The 14,686-nt window shown below is 37.2% G+C and carries 10 protein-coding genes; all 10 read left to right on the forward strand.

Annotated elements, in window-relative coordinates; all coding sequences use genetic code 11:
- Positions 1 to 11: 11 nt before the first annotated feature.
- The 10 genes from QZ574_RS07245 (at position 12) to QZ574_RS07290 (ending at position 14,669) form a co-directional block, all read left to right on the forward strand.
- Positions 12 to 1,481: a carbon starvation protein A gene (locus QZ574_RS07245; protein WP_297088313.1), complete on the forward strand. Its 1,470-nt coding sequence runs from the start codon at positions 12 to 14 to the stop codon at positions 1,479 to 1,481.
- A complete protein-coding gene (locus QZ574_RS07250; RefSeq protein WP_297088315.1) occupies positions 1,478 to 3,229 on the forward strand; it encodes an FAD-dependent oxidoreductase in 1,752 nt (583 codons plus the stop codon). The genes QZ574_RS07245 and QZ574_RS07250 overlap by 4 nt, the downstream gene beginning before the upstream one ends.
- A 38-nt stretch (positions 3,230 to 3,267) precedes the next feature.
- Positions 3,268 to 4,074, forward strand: coding sequence for a DUF1080 domain-containing protein (locus tag QZ574_RS07255; RefSeq protein ID WP_297088317.1), 807 nt, complete (start codon positions 3,268 to 3,270; stop codon positions 4,072 to 4,074).
- A 148-nt stretch (positions 4,075 to 4,222) separates the two neighbouring features.
- Positions 4,223 to 4,927, forward strand: coding sequence for a DUF1080 domain-containing protein (locus tag QZ574_RS07260; RefSeq protein WP_297088319.1), 705 nt, complete (start codon positions 4,223 to 4,225; stop codon positions 4,925 to 4,927).
- 59 nt (positions 4,928 to 4,986) lie between these two features.
- Positions 4,987 to 8,424, forward strand: coding sequence for a beta-galactosidase (locus QZ574_RS07265; RefSeq protein WP_297088321.1), 3,438 nt, complete (start codon positions 4,987 to 4,989; stop codon positions 8,422 to 8,424).
- Positions 8,425 to 8,440: 16 nt separating this feature from the next.
- Positions 8,441 to 9,757 (forward strand): acetylxylan esterase, encoded by a 1,317-nt coding sequence (locus QZ574_RS07270; protein ID WP_297088323.1) that lies wholly within the window; start codon positions 8,441 to 8,443, stop codon positions 9,755 to 9,757.
- Positions 9,758 to 10,540 (forward strand): ThuA domain-containing protein, encoded by a 783-nt coding sequence (locus QZ574_RS07275; RefSeq protein ID WP_297088325.1) that lies wholly within the window; start codon positions 9,758 to 9,760, stop codon positions 10,538 to 10,540.
- A gap of 195 nt (positions 10,541 to 10,735) precedes the next feature.
- Complete coding sequence (locus QZ574_RS07280; RefSeq protein WP_297088327.1) at positions 10,736 to 13,009, forward strand: hypothetical protein; 2,274 nt, start codon at positions 10,736 to 10,738, stop codon at positions 13,007 to 13,009.
- Between the two features lie 43 nt (positions 13,010 to 13,052).
- Positions 13,053 to 13,802: a hypothetical protein gene (locus QZ574_RS07285; protein ID WP_297088329.1), complete on the forward strand. Its 750-nt coding sequence runs from the start codon at positions 13,053 to 13,055 to the stop codon at positions 13,800 to 13,802.
- Between the two features lie 249 nt (positions 13,803 to 14,051).
- Complete coding sequence (locus tag QZ574_RS07290; RefSeq protein ID WP_297088331.1) at positions 14,052 to 14,669, forward strand: RNA polymerase sigma-70 factor; 618 nt, start codon at positions 14,052 to 14,054, stop codon at positions 14,667 to 14,669.
- Positions 14,670 to 14,686: the final 17 nt, after the last annotated feature.

Genomic DNA, 14,686 nt, shown 5'->3' on the forward strand with positions numbered 1-14,686 from the left:
AAAATGAAAAAATGATTACTTTTTTAATCTCCATAGTAGCGTTGGTATTGGGATATTTTATTTATGGTTCCTGGGTTGACCGAAAGTTTGGTTCAGATGCAAATCGAAAAACCCCGGCAATTACAGAAAACGATGGGGTGGATTTTATTCCAATGAAAAATGGGAAAATATTCCTTATTCAATTTTTAAATATTGCAGGTTTAGGACCAATTTTTGGGGCAATTGCTGGAGCTTTATGGGGACCTGTAGCCTTTGTTTGGATTGTAGTGGGGGCAATTTTTGCTGGTGGTGTCCATGATTATTTTTCAGGAATGCTCTCCATCCGACATAAAGGTGCAAGTATTCCCGAAATTGTTGGGCAATATCTTGGTTCTGGAATAAAGAATTTCATGCGGTTTTTTGCCGTCATATTACTGATTCTTGTTGGGGTAGTATTTGTGAAAGGACCGGCAAGTATCCTGGCTCCTATATCTGGTATAAAGGTTTCAATATTGGTTATTGCAATCTTTTCGTATTATTTTTTAGCTACGCTTATTCCTGTTGATAAATTGATAGGAAAAATATATCCGGTATTTGGTTTGACATTGCTAATTATGGCAATAGGGATTTTTTTAATGATACTTTTCAATGGATTGCCCGTTCCTGATTTAACCCTGGGTAATTTAAAAAACATGCATAGCAATCCATCAGAGTATCCGGTGTTCCCGCTGCTATTTATTACCATTGCATGTGGGGCTATCTCCGGGTTTCATTCCACCCAATCACCTTTAATGGCGAGATGCTTAAAAAACGAGCAAGATGGTAAAAAAATATTTTTTGGAGCAATGATAGCAGAAGGTATTGTGGCGTTAATATGGGCTGCAGTAGCAATGTCTTTTTTTGGAGGAGTTAAAGAACTTGGCGCTGTGATGGAAGTTGAAGGTCAGAACGCTGCCTGGGTTGTAAACGAGATTTGTAATTCATTGCTTGGCAAGATAGGTGGTTTATTAGCAATTATTGGAGTTGTGGTAGCACCAATTTCTTCGGGAGATACAGCCTTTAGAAGTGCTCGCTTAACAATTTCTGATTCATTTAACCTTAAGCAGGATAAACTTGTTAAGAGGCTGCTAATTACCATTCCACTATTCGCAATCGGAATTGCATTAACAAATATTGATTTTGGGATTGTATGGAGATACTTTGGTTGGGCAAACCAAACCTTGGCAACTATTGTATTGTGGACCGCTACAGTATATATGCTGAAAATGCATAAGAATTTCTTATTCTTATTGATACCTTCTGTTTTTATGAGTTTTATAGTGCTAAGTTATATTCTCATTGCACCTGAAGGCTTTCAATTGGATAAAACAATAGCATATATCCTAAGCATTATAGGAACAATAATATTAACCGCCATCTTCTTTTTCTCATTTTCTTCGCATATAAAAAAACAGCAAAGAGGCGATATAAAAAGCAACATTAACAAAATAAATTCAAAATGATGAAAAGAGTAAATATAATAATATTGCTTGCAGTAATATGTCAGCTTAATATTAAAGCACAATCAGTTTTATTAGAAGCTGAAAGTTTTACCAATCAGGGAGGTTGGGTAGTCGACCAGCAATTTATCCATTCTATGGGGTCGCCCTATTTATTAGCTCACGGATATGGAGAAGCGGTTGAGGATGCTAGCACAAAAGCAGAATTTCCGGGAAAAGGGAAATATCACTTTTGGGTTCGAACAAAGGATTGGGTTCCCGACCATCCTGCAACTCCTGGTATGTTTAAACTGGAAATAAATGGAAAGGAATTAAAACCCATTTTTGGAACAAATTCGTTTGGATGGCAATGGGTTTACGGAGGGGCTGTAAAAATTAAGAATCCTTCTGCCACGATTAAATTGAAGGACTTGACAGGCTTCGAAGGTCGTTGCGATGCAATATACTTTTCTAAAAATAAAAACGACTACCTTCCTGAGACGATAGAAAAAATGGCGGACTGGAGAGAAGATAAGTTAGGTCTGACGGCTCCATCTTTGGCCGGTGATTACGACCTGGTAGTCGTTGGTGGTGGTTTAGCTGGTTGTTGTGCCGCTGTGGCCGCTGCAAGACAAGGATTGCAAGTGGCTTTAATAAACGACCGACCTGTACTAGGAGGGAATGCAAGTAAAGAAGTTCGGGTACATACGGAAGGGTTAGAATACTATACCCTTGTGCAAGAGCTGAATACCTCGTGGTATCCTAATGGAGACAAGGAAGCAATCCCAACCAACGATACAATAATGCAGGTTGTCGAAGATGAAAAAAACATCGATATATTTTTAAATACGTATATAAACAAGGTAAAAAAAGAAGGGGAGCATATTACCGAAGTTCAGGGTTTTAATACAAAAACTGCGAAAAAGGTAAAGTTTAAAGGCAATTATTTTGTTGATGCTACCGGCAATGGCTGGGTTGGCTATTATGCAGGAGCACAGTTTATGATGGGTCGGGAAGCTAAAGATAAGTTTAACGAGTCGATGGCACCAGATAAAGAAGATAAAATGACGATGGGAAACTCTGTGCTTTGGAACTCATTCGATGCAGGTGTACCAAGTAAATTTCCTGAAGTTCCATGGGCAACAGAGGTAGCAAAAGACTACAAAGTTACAGGAGGAGAGTGGTTTTGGGAATATGGAATGCACCTAAATACCATTTACGATGCCGAAGAAATCCGCGATCATCTGTTTCGGGCAATATATGGAACATGGAGCAATGTTAAGGCAGACAAAGAGAACGCCAACCTAAAATTAGAGTGGGTGGCATATATAGCCGGCACGCGTGAATCAAGAAGAATAGTAGGGGAATATATTTTAACCGAAAACGATGTGGTGAATAACCCTGATTTCGAAGATGGTTTTGTTGTTGAACAACGCGATATTGACATTCACTACCCAAAACCCGGGAAATATGATTTTATTTCCTATGCAGATTTTCAACATATAAAACAATATAAAATTCCGTATCGCTGCTTGATTTCTAAGGATATTCCAAATTTATTTTTGGCGGGACGTTGTTTTTCTGCTTCACATGTAGGTTTGGGTAGCCCAAGGGTTATGCATACCACAGCTCAAATGGGGGTTGTAGTTGGTTATGCTGCAACAATATGTAAAGAACAAAAATGTTTACCTATTGATGTTTACAGCAAGCACCTTCCAACTTTACGCGAAAGATTAGACAAAATTAAATCGGGCGCAAAATTTAAACGTTAGCACATTCATTATCATAATAATACAATAAAATAAATACAATGGTTTCAAAAAAAGGAATAAGTATCCTGTCTCTATTATCGATGTTAATTGTTCTCTTTGCTTGCAATAAGCCAAAGGAGGAAGAATGGATTCAGCTATTCAATGGGAAAGATCTTGAAAATTGGCAGATTAAATTTAGATGTCAAGAGCTAGGTGTAAATTATAAAAACACCTTTAGGGTTGAAGATGGCTTGTTAAAAGTGCGTTACGATAACTGGAATACCTATGACAGGGATTATGGGCATATTTTTTACAAAGATGAGTTTTCGCATTATAAACTAAGGGCGGAATATCGATTTGTTGGTGAACAAGTGACCGATGGACCAGGTTGGGCTTTTAAAAATAATGGGCTAATGATTCATGGACAAAAACCGGAGACTATGCAGTTTCAACAGGGATTTCCAGTTTCTTTAGAAGTGCAATTACTTGGTGGAAATGGGAAAAAAGAACGCCCAACTGGAAATCTTTGTACACCAGGTACTAATGTGGTGTATAACGATTCCTTATATACTCCGCATATAATTGAATCTTCATCTGATACTTATCATGACGAACAGTGGGTAACCATTGAGGTTCATGTTCATGGAAGCGACTCTATAAAGCATTTTGTTAATGGTGAATTAGTATTACAGTATGAGCAGCCGCAAATTGATACAACCGATATGTATATCGATTCTTTGATACCTGCGGATGGAAATTTGATTCTATCAAAAGGTACCATCTCCTTGCAAGCTGAAAGTCATCCTATCGATTTCAGAAAGGTTGAATTACTGGTTTTGGAGAAAAATGAAGAATCTATTAAGTAAAAATTTGAATTATAGTTGGTTGCTAAAATGGGAGTACCCGTTCTGGCATTGGTTCCGAAGGTTTGGTTAGTTAGATTGTAAAGGCGAGAGCAGTTCAAAATTGAATTGTTCTTGCCAACACAATCTGAATATGTTTTAATAAATAAATATGAAATTACGATACATTAATTACATTTCAATCCTCGTTATTCTTGCCGTATTAGGAATAACCTCATGTGCATTTTTCAATAAATTTCATAAAGAATCGAGGTGGGAATCACTATTCAACGGAAAAAACCTTGAAGGATGGATTCAAAAGAATGGAACTGCAACTTATCGTGTTGAGGATGGTGCTATAATCGGGAAAACAACAAAGGGAAGTCCTAATTCTTTTCTCTGTACTGAAAATGAATACAGCGATTTTGACCTAACTTTTGAGGTGATACTTTATGATAATGACCTTAATTCAGGGGTACAAGTTCGATCTAAAACCTTTGAGCCAAGAAATGGTCAGGATTTTGGTCAAGTCAGTGGACCACAAGTAGAAATAATGACGAGTATAAATAATGGAGGTTCTTCGGGGTATATCTGGGGTGAAGGAATGAACCGAGGTTGGATTTCACCGGTAAGTAAAAAGAAACGACATAAGGTTTTTAAAGATAATGAATGGAACTCATTTCGAATTTTGGCGGTAGGAGCAAGGATTCAAACTTGGATAAACGGTGAACAGATTGATGATGTTACTGACGAAGAGGCTTTTAAGACAAATCCTAAAGGTTTTATAGGACTTCAGGTTCATGGAATACCATTAGAACGTGATCGTGGACCTCTTCAGGTTGCATGGAGAAATATTCAAATTAAGGCATTAAAATAAGGAGTTAAAAGCACCTGAGTTTATTATTCATCAGGTGAGATAAATGTGAAGAAAGTGAGATGAAGATATTTTTTCAGAAAACAAGCAAAAAGTTAATCCCGATTATACTGCTTCTTATTGCTTTAAAAGCAATAAGTCAGGATGAATCGTATCAATATACCAATTCTAGTTATGACTTAACAAAGTTTATAAAAAAAACACTGGAAGTTCCTGATGAGTTGACAGTTAATAAACAAAATGGAGTACTTTCAGTATCAGGTCTGTTTCCGAAGAAAGGTTACGAAGTAAAATTTTCTAAAGGAATTAAACTTCCCGAATCTAGAGGGCAGGTAGGAGCAGAGTTACTAATTGATTCAGAAGGGCAAAATTTAAATACTACCAGCAATATAAATGTCTTTTTTCTAATACGAGATTCGAATGGAAAAAGATGGACTTTTAATTCAAATTATGATGCTTGGTCATCCAGAAAAGCACCTTTCAACACATGGGTTGTTTTTGAGTCGTTTGCACTGGAAGCTAAAAATAATGATGGGATTCCCAGGGGAATTGCAAGTCCTGCAAATGATGGATTCCCACAGGGGGCATTAACACTTGAAGGTTTCCTCTTTAAACCCCGGAACGAGATTAAATGTACAGTTTTTATAAAAAGCATATTTCAGGAAAATATTGACAGAAACATAGTTAACCTTCACTGGGGACTGGGCAATCGCTTTTTATGTAATGGTTTACCCGAAGCGGAGAAACCATACCTTTGCGTAACAGACCTTGCCAGCTCTCCCGGAAAATATTGTTTTCAATGGGTGGTGAAAAATAGCACAACACGCGAGACCGTTTCCTCAGGAAAAAAGGAGTTTACCATAAAAAAGCAGCGTGTTCCATCCAAAGAAAAACTTCAATTTCCTGCTTTCCCTGAAGGTACATATCGAATGTTTGGAAAGCTATATTTAAAAAACAGGCTTTCTTCCGAAGGTTTCCCTTTAGCAAAGGATGTTAAAGAATACGAAGATTGGTTTTACATAATTAGAAATACGAAACCTACTTCCGGTTTTGTGATAAAACATGCTCCTGTAATTGAGGTTGCACCGGATAGGTATTCGGGAATTTATAGTGAAAATGAAGTGAAAAATGGACTAAAAGTCCCAATTAAAATAAATGCCGAAATAAATAATGGAATTGTACAAACAGATTGGTTAACATACGATGAAAAAACAATTTCCAGTTCGAAACAAACCACTGAATTCTCCGGGAAAAGTGAAAAACTGTTTTATACCGACTTCCCAATTCATGAAGACGAAAGAGCTTTTTTTCTTGTTGTATCATTGTTCGATTCAAAAAACAATCTTATTGAGAAGAAAAAGCATCTGTTGGGAATAAAGGGAGGAGAAGAAGATGGGCCGGATTTTTCAACCTTACCAAGTCTTTCAGATTATGATCCTTGTTTTCATGTTGGTGTAACTGGTATCGGTCCAAAATTCAGAGGTGTTGATCGCTATAAATCGAACCTCGAAGGACTAATTAAAAATGGCGTAAGGGCTATTGAGTTGCACATAGATTGGGCATTTCTTGAACCCTTGCCCGGTGTGTGGACTTTTAGAGAACTGGATAACATTCTTGATATTACATACAAAGCCGGGGTGAAGGTTACCATGCGATTTAGAAATGACTTTACGCATTATACTGTTCCCGACTGGATTCAATCTGATTATTTATGCCAACAAAATGGAATTGTGGATGGATTAATATCCAATGGACCTTCGTATTCTACTTGTAATAAAAGTTGGCACAAGGCTAATCATAACTATCTTTCTACCATTGTTCGTCGTTATTCAAAACACCCTGCGATTACCGGTTTTAAGGTATTGCATAATACTCGTGAGGCCTTCTATGTCGACAGGCCTTTCAAATATCAATTTACCGATTACAGCCATTCCTCTTTATTAGCTTTTCATATTTTCCTGCAAAAGAATTATAAGAATTTGGAGGAGTTAAACGCTGCCTGGAGTACATCTTATTCTGACTGGGAAGAAATAAAACTACCACAACCTTTTTGGGGGGAAGAACAAATGGATACCAGAGTTTGCTGGGGAGATTTTAAAAGTTTTAAAGCGGAGGTTTTTAATAATCATTTAAATAACATAATTGATGCCATTCGTAAATACGAAAACGAAAAGAAACTTTGTATTTATACTTTAAATGCATTAACTGGTCCTGGTTATAAAACCGTTCTGGATAGAATGAAGAACGATAATATTGAGTTCGCAACTGGAGGCGCTATTCCTCACGGCACCATCGAATTCACAAGGTTATTTTCTGCGTTAAACCGTATTCATGTTGAGCCTGAACCTAATAGCTATTCAATGAGAGATGCTGTTATGTTAGACGACCATGCAGGTATGATGTTGGAAGGAGCCGTTGGTAAAAAACCAACTTTCTTTTTCTATTGGACAACTGTAACCCCACCAATGGAGGAAGCTCAAAGAGAATTAAGTGCCCTTAGGAGAGTAAACGATTGGGAATTGGCAATGGATAAAATCGGATCAATTAATCTTCCACCAATGGATCTTGGGATTGCTTTTTCAATGGAAAATCTTGGCTTTGTTAAGAGGAGTTATTACATGAATTCCATTCTTGGAGATATTAAACCATTCTTTAATAAGCTTGGACATCTTGGATTGATGGTACAAGGAATCGATGACATTGCTGAATATTCCGATTATTCAAAACAACCAGTTATCTGGGTGCCTTCCACTGGTGCCGAAGTAATGTCGACCGCTTTACGAAAGAATTTAAAGAACTATGTAGAAAATGGTGGCTATTTGATTGCTTCAGTTCATAGCGGAACAAGATATCCGGTTGTGGAGTGCACCGTTCCAAGAGATGAAACTATTATTCGTAACGAGTCAATATCGTTTACGAAGGAACTCGGTTTCAGTAAAAATGAAATAGAAAATGATTCTGAAAAAGCTGCAACAGCAATTTTAGAAATCGAGGGTGAACCACAAGTTCTTCTTTCACGTCCGGTGGCTTTGGTTAAAAAACCAGGGGATAAAGTGCTTGCCAGATTCAATGATGGTGGAACTGCAATGCTCGAGCGTAAAGTGGGTCAGGGAACTGTATTAATGGTTGGAGGTGTAATTCATTATAAAACAGGAGAATCTTTCGCTGAGTTACTAAAGAAGATATACCTTGAGCGTGGAGGAAGACGATGGATTTATACGGATAATACTTCAGTGTCGGCTGTTGTAACGCCGCATTTTTCAACCGATGGAACTTTTTATGCTTATGTCTTAAATGGTACCGAAAACGATACTGACGTAAAACTCTTGTTTGATGTTTTACCTCCCGGTGTTGAGGCTTCTACCAAATTGAAGATTACCGACTTGGTTAATAACGTTGAGTATACACCAAAAAGTTATTCCGAACTAAGGGAGCAAGGAATGAGTACCATGCTATCTCCCCAAAAGGCTGGTTTTATTCAGTTCACTCCCTTGAAATAAACGCTTGAATTAAATAATGAAAGTTTTAAAAAATATATCAAACTCTCTGATTATTTTGTTTTTGCTCATTTCTGCGTTTAATGTTAATGGACAAAAGGAAACAGAAACAAAACTGTTAATTCAGACTCTTCCAAAGGTTGAGAATTCAATTTATTCTGTTGGTGAAGAATTCTCTTTTCAGATAGAATCTAGTGGATTAACAACTCCGTTAAAATTGGAATATATCCTAATTAGAAATGGAGAGAACGATATCTCAAAAAGCATCAATAATTTTTCTGGAGAAATTAGTATTCCATGTACGCTCAAGAAACCGGGGTTTGCATTGTTGGATGTAAGCTTAACTGATGGTGATGGAAAAGTAACAAAAGCAAGATATGGAGCAGGTGCTAATCCTGAAAAAATTCAATTCCCTGACTCTTGCCCCGATGATTTTGTAAAATTCTGGAAAAAACAAAAGGACGAATGTTGTAATTCTCCTTTTAATGTCAACAAGGTAAGCAATGATTATAATCCGGATACTAGCGTTAATTGTATTGGTTTTGAAATCGATGATTTTGGTGGTGGACCGGTGACTGGTTATGTAGCGGTTCCAAACGGAGCAAAAAAGCAAAGTTTGCCTGCTATCGTATTTTTTCATGGCGCTGGAGTAAGAGATGCTCATCGTAACATGGTAGAGGGCATTGCAAAAGACAATAATGTAATTTGTATGGATGTCGGCGCCCATGGATTACCATTGGCTCAAAGCAAAGATTACTATGATAAATTAAAAAAAACCACATTGAAGAACTATGAACATAAGGGCAAGCGGGGTAGGGAGGAAAGCTATTTCTTTAATATGTTCAGGCGCGACTTACGGGCAATGGGATATCTGATGAGCCTTCCTGAATGGGATGGAAAGAAACTCATAGTTTGCGGTGGAAGTCAAGGAGCCGGGCAGGCATTATTTATCGCTGCAATGTTTCCTGAGGTAACCTTGGTAAATGCAAATGTTCCGGCGTTGTGCGGGCATAACGGGTATTTATCTGATTACCGATGTGGCTGGCCAAAGTGGGTTGATAGCAAAAACTATATATCAGAAACTACTCCGGAAGCAGTTGCAGCTTCTTATTTCGACGTGGTGAATTTTGCACCAATGATAAAAGCGGAGGCTGTTTTTACAGTTGGATTCATCGATCCAATTTGTCCACCAGAGTCGGTATATGCGGCATTCAATAGACTTGGAGGAGAAAAAAAAACGATTTATAACGGACCTCAAACATCGCATGAAACACCCAGTGAAATAATCAAATGTATTTGGGAAAATATAAGAACACACCTTAATAACTCAAAATAGATGGAAACAAAAAAGGAAAAATCAATTAATACGATTTATATATTTCTTTTAGTAATAATGCTTTCTTGTTATGCGAGCGCTCAGAATAAACAGCCTAAGTTTAATGATCCTTTAAACATACTTGTTTTTACCAAAACAAATGGTTGGCGTCATGAATCCATATCGTCGGGAATGAAAATGCTGTACGATAATAGTGCTAGCCAAAACTGGGTTATTACAGCCTCCGAAGATTCATTGATTTTTACCAATAATGTATTGCAAAGAATGGATGTTATAATATTTCTAAATCCATCACAAAATGTTCTCGGGAAAAAAGAACGAAAGGCATTCGAAAAGTTTATGAAAAAAGGTAAAGGATTTATTGGCATTCATGCTGCGGCAGATTGTGGATATGATTGGCCATTTTATGGAAATCTTGTTGGTGGTTATTTCTTAACTCATCCGGCAACACAAGAAGCCACCGTAACTTTTGAACATCATAACCATCCTGCAATGGAACCTTTTGAGGGAATGAAAACTTATACCACGATTGACGAATGGTATACTTTTAAGGAAAATCCAAGAGAAAAAGTAAATGTATTAGCATGTTTAGATGAGAGTACAATTAATGCTAAAGGTGATGAGTGGCGAATGTACGATCATCCAATAATTTGGTGGAAAGAGGAAAACGGTATTCGCTCTTTTTATACTGGTTTTGGCCATACTCATGAAAGCTTTCAGGATCAATTAATAATCGAGCATATAACCAACGCAATTAATTGGGCGGGTAGACGAATTAATTAGACCTTGAAACAAATAATAACATTAATAAGAATAAAAACAAATACAACGAAAGTGATGAAAATGTTTTTAAGTAATGAACGAACAAGGAGGTATATTTTAAGCGCCCTGGTGCTGATAGGAATAAATACAGGCGGCTGCTTGCAAAGCCATTCACAAAATAACTCTTCTAACAACAATGATAAACCTTTGCCCAAAATGGTATTAACCCATGCTATGGGTATGATGCCGGCAGTAGATTGGTATAAAGCCAATGACCTGTTCCCTTTGAATGATTTTGCCTTATCTCGACCACCGCATCAATTTAACAGGGTTTATGGTGGCAAGTTGAGGATGATGCCATTGGGTTTTATGTTTGCATACACCAAAAAGGATGGTACTTACAACTTCAATGAGAATTTTCAATCACCTGGAGGGCGCGAGAGTATGTCAGTCAATCCGGAATACCTTGAATGGGTGTATCAGTGGGATTTAGAATGGGCAGAACGAATGGGTATTGATGGATTCGGTCTCTGCTTGTCTGGTAACGAGGCATCCTATCCGCATGCCTTTAATCAGTTTAAGACATTGGAAAAAATCATTGAAAATAATCCAGATACAAAAATTCGTGTAACTATCATTATTTGTGGCGATGAGTTACCAAATCCTAGCCAGCCTGACAAATATGAATGGTTAAAAAGGTTTTGTAAAGAATTCAAGGATAGTCCGGCTTGGTTACGACATAATGGTCGAATTGTACTGATGGGATATAAAAGTGTAGGTAGTTACGATACTAAACATGGCGTTGATCCTGATTATGTTCGTGGAGCAGTGCAAGCGCACAAAGATTTAATAGCCTCACTCGATATAGGAAATCCAATAATGATTTACGATGGTACCGAATATGTGCCAGGTCAAATTTCTGAATTTCACATCACTCCAGATCCTGAACTTCTAGGTCCTGTTACTAAAGTACCCTGTGAGGAGTTTGAAGGTTTAACCGTATGGGGAGGTGTAATTCCGGATGAAATATATCCGGGGAACTACCGTATAATTTCAGATGAAGTTAATCGACAAGGAAAATGCTGGGGCATGCCCATTTTGAATATTCATAGTGGTACAGGGCAATTCCATATCAGCAAACCAGGGGTTGAACGTTTAATTGACACCTGGAACTTTGCCGATGAAACAGACGCGCAGTTAACACAAATTGTTACCTGGAACGATTCTTATGAAGCTACTTGTTTTGCACCAAGTACATCAATAAATTATGCATTCACATTGCTAAACGAAAAATTTGCTTATAAATTTAAACACGGGGAGTTTCCTAAAGATGAAGAGGATAAAGTTTTTCTGTTTTATCGAAAATATCATCCTACCGCAGATCCTTATTTATATCCTCGTGCAACGGTAGAACGCGACCGCAATCTCTGGGGAGAGAATGACGATATGCTTCATGTTTTAGTTTTTGCGAAAGATGCTGGTACCATTCACGTTAGCGGAACCTCGGAAGGTACTGTTGAGTTGTCACTACAGAAAGGTTACAATGAATTTAAACTAAAAACTGCTATTAATGAGGAAATTGCAGCCCGTATTTATCGAAACAACGGTTTAGAGCATGAGCTTATTTCGCCGGAGCGTGTAACTGATAGGCCATACAGAGAAGATTTGGTGCCATGGGGCTGGAGTAGTGAATGCAGAAAGTATTACGATCAGGAATTTGGTTCCGAATTCCGACCGATTTCATACTATTCACAACGTTATAATGATGGCATTCCAGATTGGTTTCGCTTGCATTATTTCGGAACAACTGAGCTTCCTGCAGGTGGTTTGCCTAATGCAGATCCCGATGGCGACTGTGTTACTAACCTGCAAGAGTATTTATTGGGAGAAGATCCTACACAGCCAAATTCCAGGTATGAGATTGGATTTGTTTGGGACGAACTTCCAAATGCCTTTACAGTAAAAGAAAATCAGCCTTTTACACCACGTGTAAATTTAAATCCTTACCCCGATAAAAAAGGAAAGCTGGTACACGCATTCCTATACACCCAGGATGGTGTGTTGGACGGGTCGTATCCACACATGAATAAGTGGCATAACATTCCAATAAATGGTCATGCTAATGGCTGGTCTCTCCGAAACTGGGAAGATATTTTGTACTATCGCACATCCGATGATGCACTTGGTATGGACCTTCCATCCGGTTATACCGGTATTTATCGGTTTTGGAGTCCAATGTCGGGTCATTTTGATGTTAAATGCCGGTTAAAAGGATTATCAAGTGGGAATGCAACTTTGTATATAATGCTAGGTGACGAGGAACTTGGCTCGGCAAAACTACAGGCTGGACAGGATGCGGAACTTGAATTGACCATTGATCTTGAATCGCGTGACAAGCTTGATTTCATTATAAAACCCGACGGATACCAAGATGTAAAAGTGGTTCTTTATCCTGAAATTAAGTTATTAGCTCGCGGAGGTATACGATAAGGGAAGAACTTGGTTCTTATAAAAAGATAGGATAATTAAATTTATGATTTTAAAAGAAATAATGGACGAGATGAAAAGAATTGTAGAAAAAAAACACATCCCAGGTTTTATATTTGGAATACTGCTAATAGCAGTTTTTCTTGGGGAAGGATGTTCAAATGGAAGATTAAAAGCGGATATTTCCAAAAAGAATATTATCGTTAATGGGAATTTTGAAACTAATAGTATTTCACCTTCATGGAGAAAAGAAGGGGAACTTTGTTTTTTAACTGAAACAGAGCCTCTTTCCGGAAAAATTTCTTTTCAACATTTGGCAAATGGTGGCGCATTGAAGCAAGCCTTCGAGCCTGTAAGTGGAGATGGACTAACAGTTAGTATGCTATTTGCTCAAGAAGCGATTCCTCCAGGAGATCGTGGGTTAAATTTTTTGATTTGGGACAAAGGGGCTCGAAATAGTTCAATTAATCTGCGCGTCGTGAATGGAGGAGATGGTTTTGGAAATATTGAATGTTATAGCAATGCAATTGGTTGGAAAACAGTTCTTGATGGTGCTGTTACCTGGGGTAAAACTCATACATTAACTTTAACATTTAATTCTTTTGGTGATATGAATACTTTCGATTATGATATTGCGGTGGATGATTATAAAGCAACGAATCTAAATTTACATCATGGACTTACTGATACCGATACATCTCCCGGGATGTTTGCGGTTCAAGAATTATATTTTAAAGGAGGTAATAGTAAAGTTGGCAAATATAAGCTTGATAATGTGATTGTGGCACTACCATAATCTTCTTTTGAGTTATTGTTTGTATAAGCTACAGTTCAGTTTTAGTTTTTTTTTATTTCAGAGAAAAAAGAATTAATTCAGAATTTACTAAAAAGCTGAGGAGAATAGAAGTGTTTTCCTGTGTTAAGGCATTGGCTATGAGTGTGTTAATGTGCTGAGATAGAGAAAGGTAATTAATTTGAACTATTTACTATCAAGGGAAGAATAGGTAGTTAAGCTGAATAAATGTCGTAATAATTGAACTGAAAAATGAAAAAGAAATATTCCTATATTTGTTCAATGCAAATCATAAAGGGAATAAAGGAAAGCATTTTAATTGAACGCTTGCAGGCTGGGGATAAAACTGCTTTTGAACTGATTTTTCGTTTTTATTATCCAGGTTTGCTGGTTTTTACTTCCCAAATAATTAAGGATAAAGTTCAAGCCGAAGATATACTACAGGAATTCTTTATTCGAATTTGGGATCGTCGATATTCCTTGAATAAAGCTGATTCGTTAAAGAGTTACTTCTTTACATCTGTTAAGAATAGATCTTTGAATTTTCTAAAAAAACAAAAAACCAACTCTGAAGTTATCTCTAAAATAAAAGAACAAACGGAAAAGTCTATTTTTTATGAACCGGATGTTTTTGTAGTTTCTGAACTTCAGGAAAAGATTAAAGATTCACTAAGTAAATTACCTCCACGATGTAATGAAGTTTTTGTACTTAATCGACTTCAAGGATATACAAACGATGAAATTTCCGTCAAATTAGGAATCTCAAAACGAACAGTTGAAACACAAATCTCCAATGCTTTGAAAATATTGAAAACGGAGCTAAAGGACTATATAGGATTACTGTTCTTACTTGAATTATTAAGTTTGTAAAAACCCGTATTTTTAAT

Source organism: uncultured Draconibacterium sp. (assembly GCF_913063105.1).
GTDB lineage: Bacteria > Bacteroidota > Bacteroidia > Bacteroidales > Prolixibacteraceae > Draconibacterium.